This is a genomic window from Meiothermus luteus, from assembly GCF_003574085.1.
GTDB lineage: Bacteria > Deinococcota > Deinococci > Deinococcales > Thermaceae > Meiothermus > Meiothermus luteus.
The window spans coordinates 1-24,802 of sequence record NZ_QWKZ01000034.1 but is presented as its reverse complement, the minus strand read 5'-3'; the positions used below and the strand labels follow the sequence as shown (position 1 = coordinate 24,802).

At 65.3% G+C, this 24,802-nt stretch carries 23 protein-coding genes, 1 pseudogene and 1 riboswitch; of the genes and pseudogenes, 18 read left to right on the top strand and 6 right to left on the bottom strand.

Annotated features, from left to right (window positions below; translation table 11 throughout):
- Positions 1-136: pseudogene (locus tag Mlute_RS16020) on the bottom strand (IS4-like element ISTth2 family transposase); the annotation flags it as partial.
- Positions 137-334: 198 nt separating this feature from the next.
- On the opposite strand from Mlute_RS16020, the gene mutS reads away from it, so the two are divergent.
- The 9 genes from mutS (at position 335) to Mlute_RS06730 (ending at position 9,956) form a co-directional block, all read left to right on the top strand.
- The gene (gene mutS, locus Mlute_RS06770) at positions 335-2,860 is read left to right on the top strand and encodes a DNA mismatch repair protein MutS (RefSeq protein WP_119359976.1); all 2,526 of its coding nucleotides are present in this window, start codon (positions 335-337) and stop codon (positions 2,858-2,860) included.
- 8 nt (positions 2,861-2,868) lie between these two features.
- A complete protein-coding gene (mutL, locus tag Mlute_RS06765) occupies positions 2,869-4,491 on the top strand; it encodes a DNA mismatch repair endonuclease MutL (RefSeq protein ID WP_119359975.1) in 1,623 nt (540 codons plus the stop codon).
- A 108-nt stretch (positions 4,492-4,599) separates the two neighbouring features.
- The gene (locus Mlute_RS06760) at positions 4,600-5,853 is read left to right on the top strand and encodes a sulfite oxidase (RefSeq protein ID WP_245958877.1); all 1,254 of its coding nucleotides are present in this window, start codon (positions 4,600-4,602) and stop codon (positions 5,851-5,853) included.
- A 143-nt stretch (positions 5,854-5,996) separates the two neighbouring features.
- Entirely contained in the window at positions 5,997-6,698 is a 702-nt protein-coding gene (locus Mlute_RS06755; RefSeq protein ID WP_119359974.1) for a c-type cytochrome, read from the top strand.
- Positions 6,698-7,132 (top strand): MOSC domain-containing protein, encoded by a 435-nt coding sequence (locus Mlute_RS06750; protein ID WP_119359973.1) that lies wholly within the window; start codon positions 6,698-6,700, stop codon positions 7,130-7,132. The genes Mlute_RS06755 and Mlute_RS06750 overlap by 1 nt, the downstream gene beginning before the upstream one ends.
- Positions 7,133-7,155: 23 nt before the next feature.
- Positions 7,156-8,043: a delta(1)-pyrroline-2-carboxylate reductase family protein gene (locus Mlute_RS06745; protein WP_119359972.1), complete on the top strand. Its 888-nt coding sequence runs from the start codon at positions 7,156-7,158 to the stop codon at positions 8,041-8,043.
- 9 nt (positions 8,044-8,052) lie between these two features.
- On the top strand, positions 8,053-8,370 hold the full coding sequence (cutA, locus tag Mlute_RS06740; protein ID WP_119359971.1) for a divalent-cation tolerance protein CutA: 318 nt from the start codon (positions 8,053-8,055) through the stop codon (positions 8,368-8,370).
- Positions 8,367-9,275 carry a magnesium transporter CorA family protein gene (locus Mlute_RS06735; protein ID WP_119359970.1) on the top strand — a complete coding sequence of 303 codons (909 nt, stop codon included), beginning with the start codon at positions 8,367-8,369 and terminating at the stop codon, positions 9,273-9,275. The genes cutA and Mlute_RS06735 overlap by 4 nt, the downstream gene beginning before the upstream one ends.
- A 72-nt stretch (positions 9,276-9,347) precedes the next feature.
- Complete coding sequence (locus tag Mlute_RS06730; RefSeq protein ID WP_119359969.1) at positions 9,348-9,956, top strand: helix-turn-helix domain-containing protein; 609 nt, start codon at positions 9,348-9,350, stop codon at positions 9,954-9,956.
- A gap of 30 nt (positions 9,957-9,986) precedes the next feature.
- Here Mlute_RS06730 and Mlute_RS06725 read toward each other — a convergent pair whose 3' ends face one another.
- Complete coding sequence (locus Mlute_RS06725) at positions 9,987-11,627, bottom strand: CTP synthase (protein WP_182482492.1); 1,641 nt, start codon at positions 11,625-11,627, stop codon at positions 9,987-9,989.
- A 193-nt stretch (positions 11,628-11,820) separates the two neighbouring features.
- Here Mlute_RS06725 and glgP point away from each other — a divergent pair, with 193 nt between their 5' ends.
- Positions 11,821-14,334: an alpha-glucan family phosphorylase gene (glgP, locus tag Mlute_RS06720; protein ID WP_119359968.1), complete on the top strand. Its 2,514-nt coding sequence runs from the start codon at positions 11,821-11,823 to the stop codon at positions 14,332-14,334.
- 24 nt (positions 14,335-14,358) lie between these two features.
- A complete protein-coding gene (locus Mlute_RS06715) occupies positions 14,359-15,138 on the top strand; it encodes a phosphotransferase enzyme family protein (protein ID WP_119359967.1) in 780 nt (259 codons plus the stop codon).
- Between the two features lie 14 nt (positions 15,139-15,152).
- On the opposite strand, the gene gcvP is transcribed toward Mlute_RS06715, so the two are convergent.
- Both gcvP and Mlute_RS06705 read right to left on the bottom strand, forming a co-directional pair.
- A complete protein-coding gene (gene gcvP, locus Mlute_RS06710) occupies positions 15,153-18,005 on the bottom strand; it encodes an aminomethyl-transferring glycine dehydrogenase (RefSeq protein ID WP_119359977.1) in 2,853 nt (950 codons plus the stop codon).
- A gap of 80 nt (positions 18,006-18,085) precedes the next feature.
- Positions 18,086-18,173, bottom strand: a riboswitch (glycine riboswitch).
- Positions 18,174-18,208: 35 nt separating this feature from the next.
- The gene (locus tag Mlute_RS06705; protein WP_119359966.1) at positions 18,209-18,505 is read right to left on the bottom strand and encodes a TFIIB-type zinc ribbon-containing protein; all 297 of its coding nucleotides are present in this window, start codon (positions 18,503-18,505) and stop codon (positions 18,209-18,211) included.
- A 123-nt stretch (positions 18,506-18,628) separates the two neighbouring features.
- On the opposite strand from Mlute_RS06705, the gene Mlute_RS06700 reads away from it, so the two are divergent.
- The 5 genes from Mlute_RS06700 to Mlute_RS16445 all read left to right on the top strand — a co-directional run bounded on the left by Mlute_RS06700 (position 18,629) and on the right by Mlute_RS16445 (position 21,983).
- Positions 18,629-19,225, top strand: a complete 597-nt coding sequence (locus Mlute_RS06700) for a hypothetical protein (RefSeq protein ID WP_119359965.1) — start codon at positions 18,629-18,631, stop codon at positions 19,223-19,225.
- A gap of 149 nt (positions 19,226-19,374) precedes the next feature.
- Complete coding sequence (locus Mlute_RS06695; RefSeq protein WP_119359964.1) at positions 19,375-19,683, top strand: hypothetical protein; 309 nt, start codon at positions 19,375-19,377, stop codon at positions 19,681-19,683.
- 13 nt (positions 19,684-19,696) lie between these two features.
- Complete coding sequence (locus Mlute_RS06690) at positions 19,697-20,137, top strand: hypothetical protein (RefSeq protein WP_119359963.1); 441 nt, start codon at positions 19,697-19,699, stop codon at positions 20,135-20,137.
- A complete protein-coding gene (locus Mlute_RS06685) occupies positions 20,134-20,790 on the top strand; it encodes a response regulator transcription factor (protein ID WP_119359962.1) in 657 nt (218 codons plus the stop codon). Before Mlute_RS06690 ends, Mlute_RS06685 begins: the two co-directional genes overlap by 4 nt.
- On the top strand, positions 20,787-21,983 hold the full coding sequence (locus Mlute_RS16445) for a sensor histidine kinase (protein ID WP_119359961.1): 1,197 nt from the start codon (positions 20,787-20,789) through the stop codon (positions 21,981-21,983). The genes Mlute_RS06685 and Mlute_RS16445 overlap by 4 nt, the downstream gene beginning before the upstream one ends.
- On the opposite strand, the gene Mlute_RS06675 is transcribed toward Mlute_RS16445, so the two are convergent.
- The gene (locus Mlute_RS06675; protein WP_119359960.1) at positions 21,980-22,786 is read right to left on the bottom strand and encodes an enoyl-CoA hydratase/isomerase family protein; all 807 of its coding nucleotides are present in this window, start codon (positions 22,784-22,786) and stop codon (positions 21,980-21,982) included. The genes Mlute_RS16445 and Mlute_RS06675 overlap by 4 nt on opposite strands.
- A gap of 54 nt (positions 22,787-22,840) precedes the next feature.
- Here Mlute_RS06675 and truB point away from each other — a divergent pair, with 54 nt between their 5' ends.
- The gene (gene truB / locus Mlute_RS06670; RefSeq protein WP_119359959.1) at positions 22,841-23,770 is read left to right on the top strand and encodes a tRNA pseudouridine(55) synthase TruB; all 930 of its coding nucleotides are present in this window, start codon (positions 22,841-22,843) and stop codon (positions 23,768-23,770) included.
- Here the strand turns inward: truB and Mlute_RS06665 are convergent.
- Positions 23,760-24,218, bottom strand: coding sequence for an Lrp/AsnC family transcriptional regulator (locus Mlute_RS06665; protein ID WP_119359958.1), 459 nt, complete (start codon positions 24,216-24,218; stop codon positions 23,760-23,762). The two genes, truB and Mlute_RS06665, sit on opposite strands and share 11 nt — an antisense overlap.
- Before the next feature lie 107 nt (positions 24,219-24,325).
- On the opposite strand from Mlute_RS06665, the gene Mlute_RS06660 reads away from it, so the two are divergent.
- On the top strand, positions 24,326-24,802 hold a 477-nt coding region (locus tag Mlute_RS06660), incomplete at its 3' end, for an alanine dehydrogenase (protein WP_407942645.1).

Below are 24,802 nucleotides of genomic sequence, written 5' to 3'. Positions count from 1 at the left end.
GGGTGGGGTCTAGGGGGCCGGAGAGGAGGGCGGAGAGGAAGAGGGCCAGGTTGGTGCGCGCGGGTTTCCTGAGGGACCGGAAGACCGTGTGGACCCAGGTTGTGGTAGCCTGCAGGAGGGGGGTTTTGGTTCGCATACCTTACCAACCCCCCTCCTTATTTCCGCCTGTCAAGTCCCTACGGAACAAAGTGATGAGAGGTCAGTGGGCTTTGGGTTTGCCATTCCGAAGGACAACCCGGGAGGTGAAGCTTCCCGGAGAATACTTGGCAAAGCGCTTCTTCCCAAGGGTTTGGTGGCTAAACAACTCCACCCCAAATTCGCTAGCATGGGGAGCATGACCCTCAAGGGACAGGGGCCAGGTCCCCTACCCCCTTTGCTCGAGCAGTACGTGGCCCTCCGAGACGCCTACCCAGAGTATTTGTTGCTCTTCCAGGTGGGCGACTTCTACGAGGCTTTTGGGGAGGACGCCGAGCGGCTGGCGCGGGCTTTGAACCTCACCCTAACCCACAAGACCGCCAAGGATTTCACCACCCCCATGGCGGGAATCCCCGTGCGCTCGGTGGACGTCTACCTAGAGCGTCTTTTGCAACAGGGCTTCCGGGTCGCCATCGCCGACCAGATGGAGCTGGCGGAGGAAGCCGATAAGCTGGTAAGGCGTGAGGTGACCCAGCTCCTCACACCCGGCACCCTGCTACGGGAAAACCTGCTCAAGCCAGAGGCCAACTACCTGGCCGCCCTGGCCACCGGGGATGGGTATGGCCTGGCCCTGCTGGACGTCTCCACCGGCGAGTTCAGGGGGGCCTTGCTCTACAGCAAAAGCGCGCTCTACGACGAGCTTTTCCGCTACCGCCCAGCCGAGGTTCTGCTGGCCCCCGAGCTCTACCAACAGACCTCCTTCCGGGAGGAGTTCCAGCGGCGCTTTTTGGTGATGCTCTCGGAGGGGTTTGACGACGAAATTGGGCAAAAGGCCCTAGAGGCTCAGTTTGGAAGCCTACCTCCGGGTCTAGAGCCCCCCGCCCTGCGTCGGGCCGCCGGCGCCGCCCTGGCCTATGCCCTGCGGGTAGAGAAGCGGCTGCCCCAGGTGCGGGGCTTTGTGCGCTACGACCCCAACGCCTACATGCAGCTTTCCGAGACCACCTTGCGGGCCCTGGAGGTCTTTGAGCCCAGCGCCGTGGGGGAGCGCGACCCCGAGCGCACCTTGCTGGGGGTACTCAACCTGACCCGCACTGCCCCGGGAAGAAGGCGGCTTCTCTCCTGGCTCCGCCACCCTCTGCTGGACGAAGCCCCGCTGCAGTCCCGGCTGGATGCAGTGGAGGCCCTGGTGCGGGATGGGGTGCTGCGCGGGGCGGTGCGCCGGGCGCTTCACCGGATGCACGACCTGGAGCGCCTAGCCGCCCGCCTGATGGCCGGCCGGGCCAGCGCCCGTGACCTCTCGGCCCTGGAGCGAAGCCTGGGGCTGCTGCCTGAGCTCCGCCAGCTCCTGGTGGGGTTTCCCCCTCTGCAGCACCTAGCCGAACGGCTGCCAGACCTGGAAGCGGTTCGGGAGAAGATCGCTTCGGCCCTGGTGAGCGACCCACCCCTCAAGCTCACCGAGGGTGGGCTCATCCAGGAAGGCTACGACCCCGTCCTAGACGAGCTGAGGCACCGGGCTGAGGAGGGCCGGGCCTACATCGCCCAGCTCGAGGCCACCGAGCGTGAGCGGACCGGCATAGGAAACCTCAAAGTGGGGTACAACGCGGTCTTCGGGTACTACCTGGAGGTAACCCGTCCCCACTACCCTCTGGTGCCCGGTGAGTGGCGGGCCCTTCAGACCCTAAAGGACCGCATGCGCTTCTCTACCCCTGAGCTCAAGGAGCAGGAAAGGCAAATCCTGCAAGCAGAGACCGAGGCGGTAAAGCGCGAGCACGCGGTCTTCCTGGAGCTGCGGGCGGAGGTGGCCCAAGTCGCCCAGGAGGTGCGCCAGGCCGCCGAGGTGCTGGCTGAGCTGGACGTGTACGCTGCCTTAGCCGAGGCTGCGGTGGCCTACGGCTATACCCGCCCCCGCTTTTCCAGCCAGGGCGAACTCCTCATCCGCGCTGGAAGGCATCCCGTGGTGGAGCGCCACAATACCTTCATCCCCAATGACCTGGAACTGGGCCCTGGCCGCCGGCTCCTGATTCTCACCGGCCCCAACATGGCCGGCAAGTCCACCTACCTCCGTCAGACCGCCCTCATCGCCCTGATGGCCCAAATCGGCTCCTTTGTGCCCGCCGAATCCGTCACGCTGCCCCTTTTTGACCGCATCTTTACCCGCATCGGCGCTTCGGACGACATCACCGGGGGCCGCAGCACCTTCATGGTGGAGATGGAGGAGCTCGCCGCCATCCTGCAGCAAGCCACCCGCAAAAGCCTGGTCCTTCTGGACGAGATAGGGCGCGGTACCAGCACCTACGACGGGCTGGCCCTGGCCTGGGCAGCCTGCGAGTACCTGCACGACACCGTGGGGGCTTACACTCTCTTCGCCACCCACTACTTTGAACTCACCGCCCTGCCCAGCCGGCTTTCCGCCGCCCGCAACGCCCATGTGGCGGCCCGGGAGGAAGCCGACGGCCTGGTCTTTTACCACCAGGTGCTGCCTGGCCCGGCCTCCAAGAGCTATGGCCTCGAGGTGGCCCGGCTGGCCGGCCTGCCCTCGGCGCTGCTGGAACGAGCCAAAAGCGTACTGGATGGGCTGCTGGCCCAGCACAACAGCCCATCCAAGGACTTGCTGGACGAGCTCCTGCAGCTTGACCTATCCCAGACCACCCCCCTGGAAGCCCTAGTATTCTTGCAACGGCTCCAGGCCAGGCTCCTAGGCCGATTAGAAACGGCCAAACCCTGAGGTAGGGGATGATCCGCCGGCTACCCCCCGAGCTCATCCGCGAGATTGCCGCAGGCGAGGTGGTGGAAAGCCCCGCCGATGTGGTGCGGGAGCTTTTGGAGAACGCCCTTGACGCTGGGGCTACCCGGATTCAAATCGAGCTTTGGGGCGGTGGGATTGAGCGGGTGGTGGTGAGCGACAACGGAACTGGCATCCCTAAAGAGGAGCTGCCTTTGGCCGCTGAGCACCACACCACCAGCAAGCTCTCCGACCTAAGCCAAATTCGCACCCTGGGTTTTCGGGGAGAGGGGCTTTGGGCCATCCGGCAGGTGGCCCGGCTCCGGCTTACTTCCAGACCCCCGGGGCAGCTTGGGGGAGCCACCCTGGAGGCCTTCCGCGAGGAGGCCTGCCTCAGAGAACACCCCGCACCCCCCGGAACCCGGGCCGAGGTCAGGGAGCTGTTCGGACATCTCCCAGCGCGGCGCAACGCTCTGGAGAGCCCGGCCGCCGAAGCCCGCAAGGTGGCCCAGCTCGTCGGGCGGTACTTGCTCCACCACCCCCACCTGGCCTGGCGGCTGGTGGTGGATGGAGAGGAGCGGATTCAGCACGCCGGAGGGGGGATTGGCGAGGCGGCCAAGCTCCTGTGGGGCCCGGTGGTCGCCAACCGGCTGCTGCCCCTGCAGGCCGAAGAGGGACCCTTTCGTCTACGGGGTCTCCTTTCCCGTCCAGAGCTCTCCCGGCCCCGCCGCGACCGGCTGCTGCTGGCCCTAAACGGCCGCCCAGTGGAGTGGCCTGAGCCCCTCCTGCAAACCCTCCTGGCGGCCTACAAGGAACTCCTCCCCCAAGGTCAGTTCCCCCTCGGGGTGCTTAACCTGGAGCTCCCTCCCCAGTACCTTCTGGTCAACACCTCCCCGGACAAGTCGCGGGTACGGCTTTTGGAGGCCGAGCCGGTACGGGCCTTTTTGGAGCGTGCGGTGCAAAGCCTGCTCACCGCCCACCCACTGGCCCGCAGTCTACCCGAGCCCGCCCCTCCCCAGGGCCTCACCCCAGCCCAGCCCTCCCGGTTTCCCAAACTCACCTACCTAGGCCGTTTCCGCGAACTTTACCTGCTGGCCGAGGCCGGCGATGAGCTGTACGTGGTGGACCAACACGCCGCCCACGAGCGCATCCTGTTTGAAGAGCTGTCCCGGCGCTACCAGAGTGAGCCCCCCGTTGAGCTACCCTACCCCGAGGTGGTGGGGCTCAGCCTGGACGAGGAGGTGAGCCTAGCCGAGCGCTCCTCGGAGCTCGAGGAGGCCGGGCTCAGCCTCGAGCCCTTCGGGCCGGGTCGGTACCGCGTCCGCACAATTCCCGCCTTTTTGGCCGGATACCCCTCCTTGCTGCCCGAGGTGGTCCGGGGAAGCCTGAAAACCCCCAGCTTCCGCGAGGCTTGGCGCAGCGTGCTGGCCCGGCTGGCCTGCCTCCCCGCCCTCAAAGCCGGCCACCCACTGGCTGAGGCCCCGGCCCAAGCCCTGCTGGACGCCCTAGGGGCCTGCGAGCTGCCCTGGGTCTGCCCCCACGGCCGGCCTACTGCCCTGGTGCTCTCCGAGCTGGAGCTGGCCCGCCGATTCGGGCGGCGAGGGCCCCGGGCCATTGAGCGGGCCCGGCTTTAATCGCACCGGCATCCCTTAGGCAAACCCCGGCCTACCCCCGCGGATACCCTAGTTGAGTATCCCACCCCCCTGGTGTAACATGGTCTCACCAAAAATAAGGAGGTACGCATGCCCAGGAATCACGAACACCCCCTTAGCGAAGCTATGGACCGCCGTCTTTTCCTGAAGCGCACTGCGGTAGCTGGAGCCGCTTTGGGCCTGATGGGCCGGGGGCTAGCCCAACAGCAACCCACCGCCGATCAGGTGGTCCAGGGCAAGAACCCCAAGCTGGTGGTGCTCTCCTCCCGCCCGGTGGTCATGGAGTCCACCCTAGAACTCCTCGGCTCTGAGCGCATCACCAGCAAGGCCAACCTCTTTGTCCGCAACAACATAGACCTACCCGGTCTCAACACCACCGAGCCCAACGTACAACCCGGCTGGGAGGTGGAGATTACCGGCTTGGTAGATAAGCCCTTCAAAATCACCGTAGACGAGCTTTCCAAGCTACCCCAGACCGAGGTAACCACCGTTCTGCAGTGTTCGGGCAACGGCCGCAGTTTCTTCAACCCCAGGCCCTCCGGCAACCCCTGGACCTATGGCGGGGTGGGCCAGGTAACCTGGCGGGGGGTCTTGCTCAAGACCCTGCTCGAGGCCAAGGGGGTCAAGCTTGACCCCAAGGCCCGCTTCATCACCATGAACGCCTCCACCCAAGGCGGGGCTCAGCCCTACGAGAAGAGCTACCCCATCAGCGTAATGGAGCACAACAGCGCCATGCTTGCCCTGGGGATGAACGGCGAACCCCTGCCTGCGGTCCACGGAGGTCCGGTGCGGCTGGTCGCGGCCGGCACCTTCGGCACGGCCAACGTGAAGTGGATTACCAAGGTGGAGTTCACCGAGAAAGAGAGTTCGGGAAACGAGCAAGTGCCCCGTTACCGGGTGCCCGTACTTCCCGGATGGAACACCCCTATCCTGCCCACCCAGCCCGGCAGCCGCTACAACTACACCCTGGACAACTCCCGCTCCAACTGGGGGGCCAACATCAACTCCTTCATCCTCTCGCCCCTACCTGGCTCGAGCGTGAGAGGCCGCCTGGTGGAAATTCGGGGGGTAGCCTGGAACGATGGCCTGGCCCCTATTGAATCCATTGAAGTCTCGGTGGACAGCGGCACCACCTGGCGTAAGGCCGTTATTGAGGGCGACCACGGCAAATTTGGCTGGTACCGCTGGGTCGCACCCCGCCTGCTCTCCCCCGGGGAGTACGAGGCCATGGTTCGGGCCACCGATGCGCTGGGCCGCACCCAGCCTCTCAACGGCAACATTTGGTGGAACGAGCGGGGCTACGAGTGGAATGGGGTCATGCGGGTCAAGTTTACCGTAACCTGAACTCAAGCCTATCCCCCGACCGGCAGCCCATACCCTACCCGCCGGTCGGGAATTTTAGGATTTGTTTAGACTCTTTCTAGGCGTGCTCTCTTCCCTAAACCAAGGGGCTTTTTTGTGGTAATTTCCGCCCTGGAGGAACAAGGATGAACCGTAGATACCTTATAGGGGTAGTTTTGGCGGCGGGAACCGCCCTGTGGTTTGGCCTGGGGCAGGGCAGTCTCCCGGAGGGGCCAGGACGCGAGCTGGTGCTGCAAAAGTGCCAGACCTGCCACGAACTCGGCTTTGTGACCCGGGAGCGCCAGCCCCGCGAGCGCTGGGACGCCATCATCACCGAGATGCAGAGCTACGGTCTGCGGCTCACCTCAGAGGAGCGGGCCACCATCCTCAACTACTTGGCTACCCACTTCGCCCCTGGGGCCCAGGCCCCCACGCCTGCCCCCCAGCCCCAGGCCAACGTCAGCGGGGCCCAGGTCTACAACAACTGCATAGGCTGCCACCAGGCCAACGGCAGCGGGGTGCCTGGGGTCTTCCCACCCCTGGCGGGGCATGTGCCGAGCATCCTGGCCACCCGGGGTGGGCGGGAATGGCTCATCCAGGTCATGCTCTACGGGCTACAAGGCCCAATTAACGTCCGGGGGAGCAGCTACAACGGGGCAATGCCGGCCTACCCGCAGCTCAGCGACGCCGAAATTGCTGCGGTGCTCAACCACATCAGCACCCAGTGGGGCAACGGCTTTCCCAGCGGGCAGGGCCCGTTCACCGAGGCCGAGGTAAGGGCCCAACGGGGCAAGAACCTGAGCCCTCAGCAGGTACTCTCCGCAAGGCAGGGCCTCGGGCTGAGATGATGCGGGTCCTTTCCCTCCACGCCGACGCCGGCTCTACCCTACCCAAAGGCGCGGTGGAGCAGGCCAGGCTGGTAGAGGGCATGGGGGTCGTGGGGGACCGGCACTTCGGAAAAAATCCCGACCAAGCCGTGCTGATCGTTGGGCAAAGCGCCTACGAGTACGCTGAGCAGGCTGGCATCCCTTTGCCCCCCGGTGCCCTTGGGGAGAACATCCGAGTAGACTTTGACCCTCACACCCTGGAAAGTGGGGCCCGGCTCCGGGTTGGACCAGCCCTCTTAGAACTCACCTCGGCCTGCACGGTGTGCAGCTCCCTCTCGAGCTTTGACCTGAGGCTGCCCAAGCTCCTCCTGGGCAAGCGGGGCCTGTACGCCCGGGTGCTCCAAGGGGGCGTGGTCCAGGTAGGGGATGAGGTCCTCATCCTAGAGCCTCGTTAGCCCCGGCTTGGTAGGCTAGGGGCATGCAAATCCTCTCTCCCGAGGAGACCGCGAGGCTTCTTCCCTACCCCGCCCTGGCCCAGGCCATCGCTCAAATCCTCCAAGAACCCCCACCTACCGCCCCCGAGCGCATGGTGGTACCCCTCCCCGGGGGGAGCACCCTGCTTCTTATGCCCGCTGCCGACCCCGCCCTTGCTGTGACCAAGTTGGTCACCGTACACCCCCAACAGAACCCCAGCGTGCGGGCCGAGGTCTGGGTCATGCGCACGGCCACCGGGGAGCGCCTAGCCCTCCTGGACGGCGGGACCCTCACAGCCCGGCGTACCGCCGCGGTCTCGCTGCTTGCCGCTCAGACCCTAGCCCCCGACCCCGGGGGGGCTTTGCTCATCATCGGAGCAGGCGTCCAGGCCAAGGCCCACCTCGAGGCCTTCCATCTCGGACTAGGCACCAACAAAGTCTACATCCACTCTCGTAGCCCCGAGCGCAGGGAAGCCCTGGCCGCCTATGCCCGGCGGCTTGGAACACTCGCCCAAGCCATAGAGCGGGTTGAAGCCGTCTTGGAGGAGGTGCGCCTCATCGTCTGCGCCACCACCAGCCCCACCCCGGTGCTGTACGAATGCACTGAAGACAGCTTTATCGCCGCCGTGGGGGCTTACCGCCCCGAGATGGCCGAGGTGGCCCCAGAGGTGGTGCAGCGGGCCCGGGTCTACGTGGACACCCTTGAGGGGGCCAAAGCCGAGGCCGGTGACCTTCTGCAAGCCGGGGTGGACTGGGGCCGCGTGACCCCTTTGGTCCAGGCCCTAAGCGGGCCTTCCCCGGCCCCAGGCCCGGTGCTCTTCAAAAGCGTGGGGCATGCCCTATGGGACCTGGCCGCCGCCCGCCTGGCGATGCGTTCGCTGGGCCTGGTGTAGCCTAAGGGTATGTGTCTGGTGGTGCTTTGTACCGTGCCCGGCCCTGAAACCGGTCTTTCCATCGCCCGCACGCTCGTACACGAGGGGCTCGCCGCCTGCGTCAACCTGCTGCCTGGCCTCACCTCGGTCTACCGCTGGGAAGGCCAGGTGGAGGAGAACCCCGAGCACCTCCTTCTCATCAAGACCCAAGAGGCAGCCTACCCAGCCCTGGAGCAGCGCATCCAGGAGCTCCACCCCTACCAGGTGCCCGAGGTGGTCGCCCTGCGGATAGAAAAGGGCCTGCCGGCTTATCTGGAGTGGCTAAAAGCCAGCACCCAACTGCGATGATTCGCGCCAAGCGGTTCTCCGACGGCATGACCACCGGCCTCCTGCCCACCGAGGTCTGGGTGGATGCGGAAACCCCCACCCCGGAGGAGCTGGCCCTCATCCAGGAGCACTACCCCCTCAACCCTCTGGCTCTGGCCGATGCGCAGGAAATTGGCCACTGGAGCCGTTTTGAGGAGTACCCCCGCCACCTCTTCCTGGTCTTCCGTACCCTCGAGAACCCGGCCAACCCCCACAGCCGCACCGAGCGGGTCTCCTACTTCTATTTCCCCGAGGTCCAGGTGCTCCTCACCTACCGTAACGAGCCCGTACACTACCTAGAGGAAATCTGGCAGAGCTTCCGCGGGGGTACCGGGCTCCGCCTCTGGCAGCGCTTGCTTGACCAGGGAGTTGAAACCTTTTTCGCCTACACCGATGCCCTGACCGACCGGGTAGAGGAGCTCGAGGAGCGGGCCTTAGACGGAGCCGACGCCCCTGAGCTACCCCGCCGCATCTTCTCAGCCCGGCGCGAGGTCCTGCGGGTGCGGCGGCTGGCCTCACAGGCCCGCGAGGCCCTGCTCCACCTGGAGCGGCTGCCCCTGCTGGGCCCAGAGGCCTACCTTTTTCGCGACCTCACCGACCGCATGGGTCGGGTGTACGAAGGGCTGGATGCAGCCCGCGACGAGCTTTCCAACGTTCTGGAAGTCCACCTCTCGACCCAGGGCAACCGGCTCAACCGGGTGGTTCAAACCCTCACGGTCATATCAGTGCTCTTCCTGCCCATGACCCTCTGGGCCGGCATCTACGGGACCAACTTTGAGGCCTTCAGCGAGTACCAGTGGCCCTGGGGACGGCTCTACTTCTGGGGTGGATTGGCCCTGATTGGGGGGGGCCTGGCCTGGTGGATGCGGCGGCGTGGCTGGTGGTGAGGGACAAATAAATCAACATAAATGTTTACAAAAAAATCCAGGCCTGCTATAGTCGGACTCGAGGAGCGAGTTATGCAGACCAGCGTCCTGGATACCCTAACCTTTGATCCTGGCGAAATCATCCTCTACCCTGGGGCGCCCAGTCCTAAGGACCAGCTCTACCGGGTACGGGAGGGGCTGGTGCGGCTCCAAAGCGTGGACGACGAGGGCAATGCCCTGACCCTGCGTTTCGTGCGTCCAGGGGAGTTCTTCGGCGAGGAGGTTCTCTCTGGAACCGAACGGCCCTACTTCGCCGAGGCGGTTACCGAAACCAAGGTGGACGCCCTGGCCCCCAACCAGCTCTCACCCCAGGAGCTGAGCAGCCTGGTCCAGGGTCTGGTGAAGGCCCTTGGCCAGACCTACCAGACCATCCAACGCATCTCCGGCCAGCGGCTCAAGAACCGCATCGCTGCGGCCCTTCTGGAGCTGGCCCGTACCCCTGTGGCCTTCACCGAAAAGAACGGGCGGGTGGGGGTCCGGGCCACCCACGACGAGATCGCCTCCGCGGTGGGCTCGGTACGGGAGACCGTGACCAAGGTCATCGGTGAGCTGACCCGCGAGGGCTATATCCGCTCGGGCTACGGCAAGCTGGTGCTGGAGAACATAAAGGGTCTAGAACAGCTCTCCAAGGAAGCCGCCTAAAGCCCAACGCGCCGTTCCTCAGCGAACCCCTCACTCCACCGAGTGGAAGAGGGTTTGGCGTCGGCGCTCTAGGGCCGCAGCGATAAACCCGCTGAAAGGAGGCGAGGCCCGCATGGGGCGGCTGGCCAGCTCGGGATGGGCCTGAAGACCGATGAAAAAGGGGTGGTCGGCCAGCTCAATGGCCTCCACCAGCCCCTCTCCCCGCCCCTGAAGCCCGGGGGTCACCGCCGAAACGACCAACCCTGCTTGGACCAGCTGCTCCACATAGGCTGGGTTCACCTCGTAGCGGTGGCGGTGGCGCTCCTGCACCAGCTCCCGGCCGTAAAGCCGGTAGAGCAGGGTGCCGGGGTAGATGCGCATGGGCCAGTTGCCAAGCCGCATGGTGCCCCCCAGCCCCTGGGCCTCGAGCTGCTCGGGCATCAGGTCAATCACCGGGTGGGGGGTGTAGGGGTCAAACTCGGTGCTGTGGGCCCCTTCCAAGCCCAGCACGTTGCGGGCGTACTCAATGACCGCGACCTGCAGCCCCAGGCAGATGCCGAAGTAGGGCAAGCGGCGCTCCCGGGCGTAGCGGGCGGCTAGAATCTTACCCTCAATCCCCCGAATACCGAAGCCCGGCCCCACCAAAACCCCATCCACATCACCCAAAAACTCGGTGGCTTTGTCTAAATCGGTGATCTCCTCGGCATTCACCCACTTCACGTGGACGCGTGTGTCGTGAGCAATTCCCGCGTGGCGGAAGGCCTCCAAGATGCTTAAGTAGGCGTCCGGCATCTTCACATACTTGCCCACGAAGCCCACCGTGACCTCGTGGGCGGGCCGTTTGAGCTTGCGCACCGCTTGCTGCCAGAAGCTCAGGTTGGGTGGGATGGGGGTAAGGCCCAGCTTTTTCTCCACCACCCGGCCCAGGCCCTGCTCTTCCAAAACCAGGGGCATCTCGTAGAGGTAGTCCACCGTGGGGCTGCTGAAAACCTCCTCGGCGTGAACGTTGGTGAAGAGGGCCACCTTCTTGCGCACCTCGTCTGGCACCCGCTTATCCGAGCGTAAGACCAAAACGTCGGGCTGGATGCCCACCCCCCGCAGGGTGGAGACCGAGTGCTGGGTGGGCTTGGTCTTGAACTCCTCCGAGCTAGGGAGGTAAGGGACCAGAGTGAGGTGGATGTACATCAGGTCCTGATCCTCCTCGTCAAACTGGAACTGGCGGATGGCCTCCAAAAAGGGTAGGCTCTCTATATCGCCTACCGTGCCCCCTACCTCCACCACCACGATCTCAGCGTTCTGCTCGGCGGCGGTGCGGCGAATGCGGTCCTTGATTTCATCGGTGATGTGGGGAATCACCTGCACGGTCTGGGAGAGGTACTCCCCCCGACGCTCCTTCTGGATGACCGAAAGGTAGACCTGCCCAGTGGTGATGTTGTTGGCCCGGGAAAGGTCAACATCCAAAAAGCGCTCGTAGTGCCCGATGTCGAGGTCGGTTTCCGCCCCATCCCCGGTCACGAAGACCTCCCCGTGCTCATACGGGCGCATGGTGCCCGCGTCCACGTTCACGTAGGGGTCTATTTTGATGGCGGTCACGCGGTAGCCGCGGCCACGGAGAATAGCCCCCAGGCTCGAGGTCAGGATGCCCTTTCCCAGGCTGCTCACCACCCCACCGGTCACAAAGATGTACTTCACAAAACCCCCTTGTCGCCCTGCGCCCAGCAGGGCCAAGCGCAGCACATGTAAACCCGCTCAACCGAGCGGCACAACCATCACGGGGCTCCATCGTACCACGGCCCCCCTACCAGGTGAAGCCTGAAAGGCGCCTGCCCCCTTGTCAAAGAGCGCTTGACCCTGGGGCCAGACGGGGGTGATAGAATTCCTGCCCATGAACGCCCTTGGCCGAATTACCGCCATGCCCACCCTGCCCGAACCACTAAGGGGCTTGCGCGAGCTGGCCTATAACCTTTGGTGGACCTGGAATCCGGAGGCGCAGCACCTTTTTGAGCAGATTGACCCTGTGCAGTGGAAGCGCTTCCGCAAAAACCCCGTGCGCACCCTGCTGGATGCGGATCCCGAACGCCTGGCCTCCTTGGCCGAGAACCCGGCCTACGTGGGGGCTGTGCAGGCTACGGTGTCCAGCTTCCACCAGTACCTCAAAGCCCGCCCAAAACGCCCGCCCCGGGTGGCCTACTTCTCCATGGAGTACGGCTTCCACGAGTCGCTGCCCCTCTACTCGGGGGGGCTGGGCGTCCTGGCGGGCGACCATATTAAGGCCGCCTCAGATATGGGGCTTGACCTGACCGGGGTGGGCATGTTCTACCACGAGGGGTACTTCCGCCAGGAGCTCACCCCCGAAGGCCAGCAGCGGGAGGTCTACGAGGAGCTCAGGGCCGAGGAGCTACCCCTTTCCCCAGTCCTCAAGGACGGGCGGCCCATCCGGGTCGGGGTAGAGTTCCCCGGCCGCACGGTCTACATCACCGCCTACCGGCTCGAGGTGGGCACCGTCCCGGTCTACCTGATGAGCACCAACCTCCCGGAAAACCAGCCCGAGGACCGGGCCCTCACTGCAAGGCTGTACGCTCCAGGGCAGGAAATTCGCATTGAGCAGGAGATGATCCTGGGCATCGGGGGGGTGCGGCTCCTTCGGGCTTTGGGGCTCGAGCCGGAAGTCTGGCACATGAACGAAGGCCACGCGGCCTTCCTGGGCCTGGAGCGAGTCCGCGAAAAGGTGGCGGCCGGCTACTCCTTCGCCGAAGCGCTGGAAATCGCCGCTGCGGGCGCCCTCTTCACCACCCACACCCCTGTGCCTGCTGGGCACGACAGCTTCCCTTTTGAGCTGGTTGAGCGGTACCTGGAGGGCTGGTGGGACAGGCTTGGGATAAGTAAGGAGAGGTTCTTGGCCCTGGGCCACGAGGAGAAGAGCTACGGGCCGGTTTTCAGCATGTCCAACCTGGCCCTGCGCACCTCCCGGGCCGCCGGTGGGGTCTCGGCCCTGCACGGACAGGTCTCCCGGGCCATGTTCCAGCACCTTTGGAAGGGTCTAGAAGCCGAGGAGGTGCCCATTAGCCACATCACCAACGGGGTGCACACCTTCAGCTTTCTCCACCCCGAGATGCACGCCCTCTACGCCCGCCGCTTCCCCAAGGCCTGGGCCACCGAGCTCCACAACCCTGCCCACTGGACGGTGGAGCGGCTAGAGGAGGACGAGCTCTGGCGGGTCCGCAACAGGCTGCGGGCCCGCCTTGTGGAGGAGGTGCGCGAACGGCTGGTGGAGCAGCGCCGCCGCAATGGGGAGCCGCCCGCCCGGCTGCGGGCTGCTGAGAAGGTGCTTGACCCCAGCGCCCTGACCATCGGCTTCGCCCGCCGCTTTGCCACCTACAAGCGGGCCATTCTGATGTTCGCTGACCCTGAGCGGCTGCTGGCCATCCTAAACGGCCCCCTGCCGGTACAGTTCATCTTCGCGGGGAAAGCCCACCCTAAGGATGAACCCGGCAAGGAATTCCTCAAGAGGTTGGCCGAAAAAATCCGAGCCCTAGACCTCGAGGACAAGGTAATCCTTCTAGAGAACTACGACCTGGGCCTGGCCCGGGCCTTGGTGCAGGGGGTGGACGTCTGGCTCAACACCCCCCGCCGCCCCATGGAGGCCTCGGGCACCTCGGGGATGAAGGCGGCGCTCAACGGAGCGCTCAACTTCTCCGTCTTGGATGGCTGGTGGGCTGAGGCCTTCAACACCACCAACGGCTGGGCCATTGGCGATGAGCGCACCTACGCCACCGAGGAGGCCCAGGACCACGCCGACGCCCAAAGCTTCTACGACACTCTCCAGTACGAGATTATCCCGCTCTTCTACGCCCGAGGCGCAGTGGGCACCCCCTCAGGGTGGCTGGCCATGGTGCGCGACAGCATCCGCACTTGCGGACCGACCTACTCAGCCCAGCGAATGGTCGGCGAGTACCACCAAAAGTTCTATGCCCCACTGGCCCGGCGAGCGGCCCGCCTGTTGGAGCAGGAGGGGGCTGTACTGAAGGAGGTGGCCGCCTGGAAGACCCTGGTGCAAAAGCACTGGGATGGGGTGAGGCTCTGGGCCGAGGTGCTCAGCAGCGCTGAGCCTCCCTTGCGGGTGCGAGCCTTCGTCCAGGCCTATGGCATCCCCACCGAAACCCTGAGGGTGGAGCTGGTGGTGCGGCGGCACAGCGGTGACCTCGAGACCCTCCCCCTAAAACCCAGCGGCCAGGAGCGGGAGGCCCTGGTGTTCACCGGCACCTACCAGCCCACCCGCCCTGGGAGCTACACCTATGGGGTGCGGGTAGTGGCGGTACATCCAGAGCTTTCCAACCCTCGGGAGGTGGCCTTTGTAAAGTGGGCCCAACCCGGGGTGGAGGAGCTGGTACAAACCTAGGCGGTTTGCGGTAAGCTGGCCCAGATGCCCACCCGGATAGGCCAGGGGCGCGAGGCCGAGGTGCTGACCTGGGCTGACGGCTATGTCATCAAGCTCTTCTGGCCGGAGTACGGCCAGGCCGACGCACTGCACGAAGCCCATCTAGCCCAGCAAGCCTGGCTCCTGGGGGCCCCTGTCCCCCGGGTGGTGGACGTGCTCAGGTACGAGGGGCGTTGGGGCATCGTGATGGAGTGGGTCAAGGGCATGCCCATGAGCGAGTTCATCAGGGACAACCCCAGCCTCCTGCCCAAGGCCGCCCAGATGCTGGCCGACCTTCACCTCCGGCTTCACGCCCGGCCCGCGGGGCAGATGCCCTCCCAGCGCCTTCACCTAGCCCGGCGAATTGAGGCCAGTCGGCTCCCCAGGCCTCTACAGCAGGCCCTGCTCGAGCGCCTGGCACAACTGCCCGACGGCAGTGCACTCTGCCACGGCGACCTGCACCCCGAAAACGTGCTGATCGGGGAGGAGGGGGCCTACGCGGTGGACTGGCCCCTGGCCGCCCGGGGCAACCCACTGGCCGACCTGGCCCGCACCGCTCTACTGCTCCTGCACAGCGAGCTGCCCCTAGACTGGCCGGGCCGCCAGGCGTTTTTGTCCTCGCGGCGGGTTTTCTTCCAAGCCTACATGGAGCGCTACCGGGCCGACCGGCAAGAGCTTCAGGCCTGGATGCCCATCGTGGCCGCAGCACGGCTGCGCGACCACATCCCCGAAGAGGAGGCCCGTTTGATTCGGCTGATTGAGCAAGGCCTACAGGCCACGGACTGAGCCGCCGGCTGGGCCTAGCCTCTGCTGTATTCCTCCACCGGCGGGCAAGTGCAGACCACGTGCCGGTCACCATAAACGTTGTCCACCCGGTTCACTGGGCTGAAGTACTTGTCCAGGGCCGATTGCCCTCCGGGAAAGCAGCCCTCGGTCCGGGTGTACTTGCGGTTCCAGTGTTCATCGGCTAGGTCAAGCACGGTGTGAGGAGCGTGGCGCAGGGGGCTCTCCTCGGCCTTGAGCTCGCCCCGCTCAACGCGGGCTATCTCCTCTCGGATGGCAACCATGGCCGCTATAAACCGATCCAGCTCACGCTTAGACTCCGACTCGGTCGGCTCCACCATCAGCGTCCCAGCCACAGGGAAGCTCATGGTAGGGGCGTGGAAACCGTAATCAATGAGGCGCTTGGCAATATCCTCGGCGGTAATATCACAGCTTTGCTTGAAGGGCCGGGGGTCAAGGATGCACTCGTGGGCCACGCGGCCCTTGGCGTTCTTGTAGAGCACCCTATAGTAGGGCTCGAGCCGAGCGGCAATATAGTTGGCGTTGAGGATGGCCACCTCGGTGGCCCGTCGGAGCCCTTCGCTGCCCATCATGGCGATATAGGCGTAGGAGATGGGCAGAATTGAGGCCGAGCCAAAAGGCGCTGCGGAAACCGGCCCCACCGGCGCCGTACCCCCATCCAAGACGGGATGCCCTGGCAGGAAGGGGGCTAGGTGAGCCTTGACCACAATCGGACCCATCCCCGGGCCCCCTCCGCCGTGGGGAATAGCAAAAGTCTTGTGAAGATTGAGGTGGGAAACATCGGCGCCATAATCGCCCGGCCGGGCTAGGCCCACCTGGGCGTTGAGGTTGGCCCCGTCCAGATAGACCTGCCCCCCATAGCGGTGCACGATCTCGCAGAGTTCCCGTATCCCCTCCTCAAAGACCCCGTGGGTGGAGGGGTAGGTTACCATCACCGCGGCCAGGGTATCGGCGTACTTCCGGGCCTTGGCCTCTAGGTCGGCCAGGTCCACATACCCCCGCTCATCGCAGGCCACCACCACCACCTCCATCCCGGCCATCCGGGCCGAGGCGGGGTTGGTACCGTGGGCCGAGGAGGGAATCAGGCAAACCCTACGCTGCCCCTCACCCCTGGAGCGGTGGTAGGCCCGAATGGCCAGCAGCCCCGCGTACTCTCCCTGGGCCCCCGAGTTGGGCTGGAAGGAGACGGCGTCGTAGCCGGTAATCTCGCAAAGCCAGCGCCCCAGCCTCTCCATGAGCTCCCGGTACCCTTCCGCCTGCTCCGCCGGCGCAAAAGGGTGCAGGTGGGCGAACTCCGGCCAGGTGATGGGCATCAGGGCCGCGGTGGGGTTGAGCTTCATGGTGCACGATCCCAGGGGGATCATGGCCCGGTCCAAAGCCAGGTCGCGGTCGGCGAGCCGGCGCATGTAGCGCAAAAGCTCAGTCTCAGAGTGGTAGCGGTTGAAGACCGGGTGGGTCAGGTAGGCTGAGGTACGCCGAAGGCCTAGGGGCAGGTGCTCGCGGGGCTCAAACGCCTCGTAGCGGAACTCCCCCCCAAAGGCCCGAAAGACCGCCTCCACAACCTCGGGGGTGGTGGTTTCGTCTAGGGCTATGCCAACCCGGTCGGCGTCCACCCGGCGCAGGTTAATCCCCTGCTCCAGGGCCCTTCGCACAATCTGGTCGGCCTGGCCCGGGGCTTCCACCGTGAGGGTGTCAAAGAAATACTTGTTTACCCGCCGAAAGCCCAACCGCTCCAGGCCCTGGGCCAGAACGCTGGCCTTGCGGTGGACCTCTTCGGCAATCGCCTTAAGCCCCTTCGGGCCATAGTAGACCGCGTACATTGAGGCCACCACCGCCAACAGGACCTGGGCCGTGCAGATGTTGGAGGTGGCCTTCTCCCGCCTTATGTGCTGCTCGCGGGTCTGCAGGGTCAAGCGCAGGGCCCGGTTGCCCCTGGCGTCCACCGAAACCCCTACCAACCGCCCCGGCAGCCCCCGTTTCAGGGCGTCTCGAGCCGCGATATAGCCCGCGTGAGGCCCGCCATACCCCATCGGAACCCCAAAGCGCTGGGCCGAACCCACCGCGATATCCGCTCCCAGTTCCCCAGGCGGGGTGAGGAGGGTCAGGGCCAACAAATCAGCGGCCACCACGACCAATCCCCCCGCTTTCTTGACCCGCTCAATCGGGCCCCGCAGGTCGCGGACCTCACCCAGGGTGTCAGGGTACTGAAAAATCGCGCCAAAAAGCCCCTCAGGCTCCAGGTCGGCCTCAGGGTCCCCCACCACCAGCTCCCAGCCCAAGGGCTCAGCCCGGGTCTGCAACACGGCCAAGGTCTGGGGGTGCAGGTTCCGGTCCGCAAAAAAGCGGTTGCGCCCCTCCTTCAGACTGCGGTGGGCCAGGGCCATGCCCTCAGCCGCAGCGGTGGCCTCGTCCAAAAGGGAGGCGTTGGCGATGTCCAGGCCTGTGAGGTCGGCCACCATGGTCTGAAAGTTGAGCAAGGCCTCCAGCCTCCCCTGGCTGATCTCCGGTTGGTAGGGGGTGTAGGCGGTGTACCAAGCGGGGTTTTCCAGAATGTTGCGCTGGATCACAGGGGGCAGGTGGGTGCCGTAGTAGCCCTGGCCGATAAGCGAAACGCAGACGCGGTTCTTGTTGGCCAGCTCCCGCATATGGGCCAGAAGCTCGGCCTCGCTCATCCCCTCGCCAATGGAGAGCGGGGCCTCCTGGCGGATGGCAGCGGGTAGGGTTTGCTGTATCAGCTCCTCCAAAGAGGACACCCCCACCGCCTCCAACATCTCCTGGATGTCCTCGGGGCTAGGGCCGATGTGGCGGCGGGCGAAATCGGTGTGGGAATCAAAAGATTTGAACGCCATGGGGCCTCCTGAAGGCCCCATCTGTCCTTTTGCCTGAGAGTGTTATCCCTTCGGCGGGCCGCGGCGGCCTCTCTCCAGATTGCGCCGCTTCGGTCCTTTTGCCTGAGAGTTTCCGGGGCGGTTGCTCCTTCGGCGCTGGCCAAGCCAGTCTCTCCCAGAAGCGGCGGTGCTAGTTTTTAGCCATAATAGCAGGGCGGCAGGGGTCAATCAAATAGGTCAAAAAGCCGGCTCAGCTTGCTCTTCTTCTTGCGCCGGTGGTACTCGTCGTCGTCGGTGTCGTAGGGGTTGCGGGGCGGGGCAGAAGGCGGGGCATAGCGCCGGTAGCTCTCCAGCTCGGCTTCGTACTCCTCCTCATAGCGGCGCACCTGGCCTAGAAGCTTCTCAAGCTCCCCCCCATCCAGCCAAACCCCCCGGCACTTAGGGCAGACATCTATATGCACGCCGTTGCGCACAACCTCGTTCATACCGCTTTCGCAATTGGGGCAGACGAGCAAGGGCATGGGTCTATATTTGCACAAAAACCGCCCGCTGATACAAAGCCAAACCTCCATCGCCCCTTCCACCGTCCTCCCACAGAAGTTTCCTACCCTCTAGGTGCCCTTCGGGGCAGAAAGGAGACACAGATGCCAAACAAAAGGCTTTTCATCCTGATGACGGTTCTCTCGGCCCTTGGACTCCCCAGCCTGGCCCAGCCCGCGCCGCCGGCTCCGGGCGCCCCTCTTCCTGCGCCGGCTCCGGGCGTCCCTTACGGCTACCGCGAGGCGGAGCAGGCCGGTCGGGAGCTGGCCCGGGCCCAGTATCTGGCCAGTATCGTGACCCCAAGCCACCTCAAATCCCTCGCAGAGGAGCTTTTGCGCCGGGCCCAGGGGGAGTACCAAGCAGGCCAGTACTACCGGGCCAAGGAGCGGGCCAAAGCCTCCAGCCTGGTGTTTGAGGCCCTGCGCTTCCAGGAGGTGGTTCCCGGCACGCCCTACCCCATGTACGTGGGGCCCGGTAAGGGCGGTCGCCGGGCCTACGAGGCACCCTACCGGGCCCAAGAGGCCATTATCCGGGCGGAGTACGAGGCAGGCTACTACCGGATGAATAACCCCACGGTGAGCCAGCTCATCCAAGAAGCGAAGCGGCTTTTGGCCCAAGGCAGCGACCTAGCTCGTGCAGAAGCTGCCCACCGGATGGCCCGCGCAGCGCACCACCTGATCAAGGCAGAGCGGGGCTTCTAGCGCCCAAGCGAGGGGCGGGGGCTGATCCCGCCCCCCCTTCTTTGGAGGAAACCATGTGGACGAAACCCCTTTTTTCCCTGGTTGGCCTAACCCTTCTCGCAGGTTGCGCCCCTTACGGCCCTCCCCCACCGGGGTTCGGGCCTAAGAGGGTGGAAGAGTTCTTGGAAGCCTTGCTCCTCTTGGGCCTTCTGGTCCTCCTTGTCCTGGGCGTGGTGTGGCTTTTGCGGGGGCTTCGGGGCGCTCCTTCCCTTCCCAACCCCTTCCAGGGTGGGAGCACCCTCCCAAGCCGTCTCGAGGCCCTCCGCCGCCAGGCCCAGGTTTTGGAGGAGGAAAAGCGCAAGCGCATAGAGGAAACGGTTCTTGCCGCCTGGGAAGCCTGGGGCAGGGGCGACCGGACCCAAGCCGAGGCCCTGGCCGCTAAAGGGGAGGCCCTTTTAGAGCTCATGAAGGGTTCCTAGACTGTTTGGAAGAATGTGGGTCTTTCTGCCCTTTCTGTTGGCCTGGTCCTTGGCTCAAGGTCCACCCCAGCTCACCCCTGAGCAGACCTATACGCTGGCCGCCCCTTACCTAGGACAGGCCACCTTGCAGCAGGTCTACAAGTTCAGTTACGGCCTAAAGCCCAAGGAAAGGCTATTGGTTTACGAGCTGCGGGTGCCCGGGGTGGAGCTCTGGGTGGAGGCAGGAACCCGCCGGGTGGTGCTCTTCCGGCCTAAGGGCATCCCCAAGCACTTAGCAGAGCCCCACCTGCCCTTCCCCCAAGTCCTTACCCTGGTGCGAAACCGCTACGGGGAGCCCTGGCACCTGGAGCTCAAGCCCAAGCCCAAAGAGCGCCTCCTGGTCTGGGAGGCCAAGGGGTCCTTCGGCGAGGTCTGGCTGGAGGCCAATACGGGCAAGGAGGTGCTGCGCCGATGAGGCTCCTTCTGGTAGAGGATGAACCCGAGGTACGCCACCTGCTGCGGGAGGCCTTGGAGGAAGCGGGCTTTGCCCTAGACGAGGCCGCTGGGGTAGAGGAGGCCCAAGGGCTCCTTCTGGCCTTCCCTTATGACCTGGCAATTCTGGACCTTTTCTTGCCGGACGGGGATGGCCTCGAGGTCCTGCGCTTTGCCCGCGAACGGGGGCTATCCCTGCCGGTGCTCATCCTCACCGCCCGCGACGCCCTGGAGTCCCGGCTGGAGGGTTTGGGCGCTGGCGCCGACGATTACGTGGTCAAGCCCTTCTACCCCCAGGAGGTGGTGGCCCGGGCGCGGGCCCTCCTCCGGCGTAACCGGGGCTTGGCGGAAAACCGGTTGAGAACGGGGCGGCTGGAGCTGGACCTCGAGGGGCGGCTGGCCTTTTGGAAGGGCAAGGAGGTGGCCCTCACCGCCCGGGAGTTCGCCCTGTTGGAGGCCCTGGTGCTAAAGGGAGAGGGCTTCTCCAGCCGGGAGGAGCTTCTGGAAAAGGTCTGGAACGGCGAGGAGAGTGTAGACCCCCGCACCGTGGACACCTACATCAAGTACCTGCGCCGCAAACTGGCCCCTGAGGCTATAGAAAGCGCCCGGGGGCTGGGCTACCGCTTTAGGGGATGAGCCTCAGGCTGCGTATCGCCCTCCTCACCGCCCTGGTGGTGCTCCTGGGCCTGGGCATCTTTGGCCTTGCGCTCCGGGAGGGCCTGCACTTGGCCCTAGAGAGGCAGGCTGCCTCGAGCCTAGAGCGGCTGCTCTCCAGCGTGGTCCTCGTCCAGGACGAGGAAGGACGGGCCCGCTTCCAGGTGGACGGGGGCCTGCTCAGCGCCGTGCTACCTGGAACCCTTCTCCTCCTCTTGGACGCCGAGGGCCTACAGGACGCGGTCGGGTTGCTCCCCCCGCCAGAGGCGCTTTTCGCCCTTATCCAAAGCAACCACGAAGGTTACCTGGTTCGGGAGGCAACCCGCGATGGGCTTACCCTGCGGGCCGCCCGGGACCTAGGCGCCCTCCTGGCCCCCCTACAGCTCCTAGACCGCCTCCTACTCCCAGCCCTCCTCTTCGGGGGGGGTCTGGCTTTTCTCCTGGGGCTCTGGCTCTCCCAAAGGGCCCTAACCCCCTTGGAGCGGGCCACCCGCGAGGCGCAGGCCCTGGCCCACCACCGGGCCTGGACCCAGCGGCTCACCACCCCTCCCCATCGCGACGAGGTGGGGCGGATGGTTGAGGCTTTCAACAGGGTTCTCTCCGTCCTGGAAGAGGCCCTACAGGCGGAACGCCGCTTCGCCGCCGAGGCCGCCCACGCCCTGCGCACACCCCTTACCCTCCTCCTGGGGCACCTAGAACGAGGGCGGCTCCAGGAGGCCAAAACCCAGGCAGCGGGCCTTCGGGAGCTGGTAGAGCGCCTGCTCCTGCTGGCGCGCGCCGAGGCGGACGCCCTGGAAACCTCTGCCGTGGAGCTAGACACCCTGGTCTTCACCCAGGCCGAAGCCCTCAGGCCGGCCTTCACCGCCCGGGGAATCGGCTTGGAGCTGGAGCTTCCCGAGGAGGCGGTGCGCATCCAGGGGAACGAACCCATCCTCCGGGCCATCGTCGTCGGTTTGTTGGAGAACGCCCTCCAGCACACCGCCAAGGGAGGGAGGGTCTGGGTGCGGGTGAACGAAGGCGGCCTCGAGGTGGCCAATGCCCCTTCCCACCCCCGCCCAGGCTCCGGATTGGGCCTCCGGCTGGCGGAGGCCCTGGCCAAAGCCCAAGGCGCCCGCCTGGGGTGGAGCTCGGAGGAAAGGCGCTTCTTGGTCTTCCTGCACCTAGGGGAAGGTTAGAGGGGCGAGCGCTTCTGGAAGCTGGGGCGGCGCTTCTCCTGAAGAGAAGCCAGGCCCTCTTTGGCATCGGGGCCCATAAAGCCCATGAACTCTAGGGCAAGGGAGGTGTCAAAGCTAGGTCCAGCCAGCCGCAGCCAGTTGTTGAGGGCGTACTTAGTCAAGCGAATAGCGCTTTGGGCCCCCTCGGCCAGCCTCTGGGCCACGGAAAGGGCCTCTACGTAAACCTGCTCATCCTCCACACACCGCGAAACCAGCCCAATCCGCTCGGCCTCCTCACCCGAGAGGGGCTCGTTGAGGAGCAGGTAGTACTTGGCCTTGCTCAGGCCACACAGAAGGGGCCAGAGGATGACCGCATGGTCCCCCGCCGCCACCCCCAGCCGCACATGCCCATCCAGCAGACGGGCCCCTCTGCCCGCTACGCTGATGTCGGCCAAAAGGGCCACCGCCAACCCGGCCCCCACCGCTGGCCCCTCGATGGCCGAAACGATGGGCTTGGAGCAGTTGACCACCCCATAGACGAGGTCGCGGGCCTCCTTCCACACCTCAAGGAGCACCTCGTAATCCTCGGTCATCTGGGCGATCATGGAAAAATCCCCCCCGCTGCTGAAGACCCCGCCCTCACCCCGCACCAGCACCGCCCGGACCTGGGGGTCAAGGTCTATGTCCCGCCAGACATACGCCAGCTCCCGGTGCATCGCCCGGTCGGCCGCGTTTAGCCGGCCGGGGTTGGAAAGGACCACCTCGAGCACCCCCTCGCTGGGCTGGGCGAACCTGAGCCGATGGTAGTTTGCCTGCCAGTCCATGCCCCGAGTTTACCCCGTCCCAGCGGCTTTGCTTCTCGTGTAAAATCCGCTGGCATGGCGCTCTACGCGGTCAACAAACCCCTAGGCCAGACCTCCCACGATGTGGTGGACCGCCTAAGGCAGGTGCTGGGCACCCGGCGGGTAGGCCATACGGGAACCCTTGACCCCCTGGCCACCGGGGTACTGGTGCTGGCCACGGAGGCTTCCACCAAGCTGGTGCCCTTTCTTTCGGCTGAGGAGAAGGAGTACCTGGCCTGGGTCTCCTTCGGGGCCACCACCCTGACCCTGGACGCCGAGGGGCCGGTGGTTGAGGAAAGCCCAAAGCGCCCCACCCTGCGCGAAATTGAGTCGGTGCTGCCAGAATTCCTGAGTCTAACCGAACAAACCCCCCCCGCTTACTCCGCGGTCAAGGTGGGCGGGGTCAAAGCCTACGAGGCCGCCCGCAAGGGAGAGCCCCTGGTTCTGCCACCCCGACCGGTAAGGTACCTCGAGGCCACCCTTCTGGCCTACGACCCTACCCCTACTCCCCGCCGTATCGCCCCTTCCGCCGCCGGCTGGCAGCTTTCCGAGCGGGGCCGGAGGGTGGAGCTGCCCCGGCCGCTGGGCCCCTACCCTACCGCCATCGTCCGGCTGGTGGTGGGGCCCGGTACCTATGTGCGCTCCTTCGCCCGTGATCTGGGCGAGCGGCTGGGCAGCAAGGCCTTCCTCTCAGGGCTGGTGCGCACCCGGGTGGGGCGGGTCGGCCTGGAGCAAGCCCAGGAGCTGGACAGCCTGGAGGTCAAAAAAACCCTAGACCCGCTCGAGGTGCTCTCCTACCCCAGCGTAGAGCTTTCCCACACCGAGGCCAAGCGGGTGATGGAGGGAGTACCGCTGCCCATCCCGGCCAAGGGGCTGGTAGCGCTGCTGGGCCCCAAGCGCCGCCTCATCGCCATCGCCGAGGGCGATGGCTTCAAGCTCCGCATCAAGCGGGTCTTCAAGGGGTAGGGGCCACCTCAAAAACCTCCTTCAAGACCGGCTGGGAAAGGACCACCGAGGTACGGGTGTTGCCGTAGCGGCCCATCTGCTGAATGAGCGCTTGCAGGTCCCGCACCGAGGGCACCACCACCTTGGCCACAAACGAGGCCTCCCCGGTGACAAAATAGCACTCCCGCACGGCCTCGGTCCTCTTGGCGAACTCGAGCATCTCCTCGTAGCGGTGGGGTGGGGTGGCCACCTCAATTAAGGCGGTTACGCCATAACCCAAAGCCGCCGGGTCCACCCGGGCCCTGTAGCCGACCAGCACCCCCGCATCCTCCAGCCGCCGCACCCGTTCGGCCACGGCCGGCGTGGAGAGCCCTACCCGGCGGCCCAGCTCGCTGTAGGAGAGCCGTCCGTTCTTTTGCAGCTCGAGCAGAATCGCGCAGTTGATTTTGTCCAGCAATTTAGCAGCCACATTCCCATTATGAACTAAAAATTTTGGGCAGTAGGAGGTTTTTTCTTTACTTCTTCGCTTTCCTTCAGGAGAAAATCCCTCTAGGCTTAGGGGAAACAGGAGTGGCTATGCTGATCGGAGTTCCCAAGGAAGTGAAGACCCTGGAAAACCGCGTGGCCCTGACCCCGGGCGGGGCGGAAAGCCTGGTGAAGCGGGGGCATGTGGTCTTGGTGGAGCGGGGGGCGGGGGTGGGCTCGGGCCTATCCGACGCCGAGTACGAGCGGGCCGGGGCCCACCTGGTGAGCCGCGAGGAGGCTTGGAAGGCGGAGATGGTGGTGAAGGTGAAAGAGCCCCTTCCTGAGGAGTACCCCTTTTTGCGGGAAGGGCTCATCCTCTTCACCTACCTCCACCTGGCGGCGGACCGCACCCTCACCGAGGCCATGCTCCAAAGCGGGGTCACGGGCATCGCCTACGAAACGGTGCAGCTTCCCGACGGCTCCTTGCCCCTCCTGGTCCCCATGAGCGAGGTGGCGGGGCGCATGGCCCCCCAGGTGGGGGCCCAGTTCCTGGAGAAGCCCCACGGGGGACGGGGGGTGCTTTTGGGC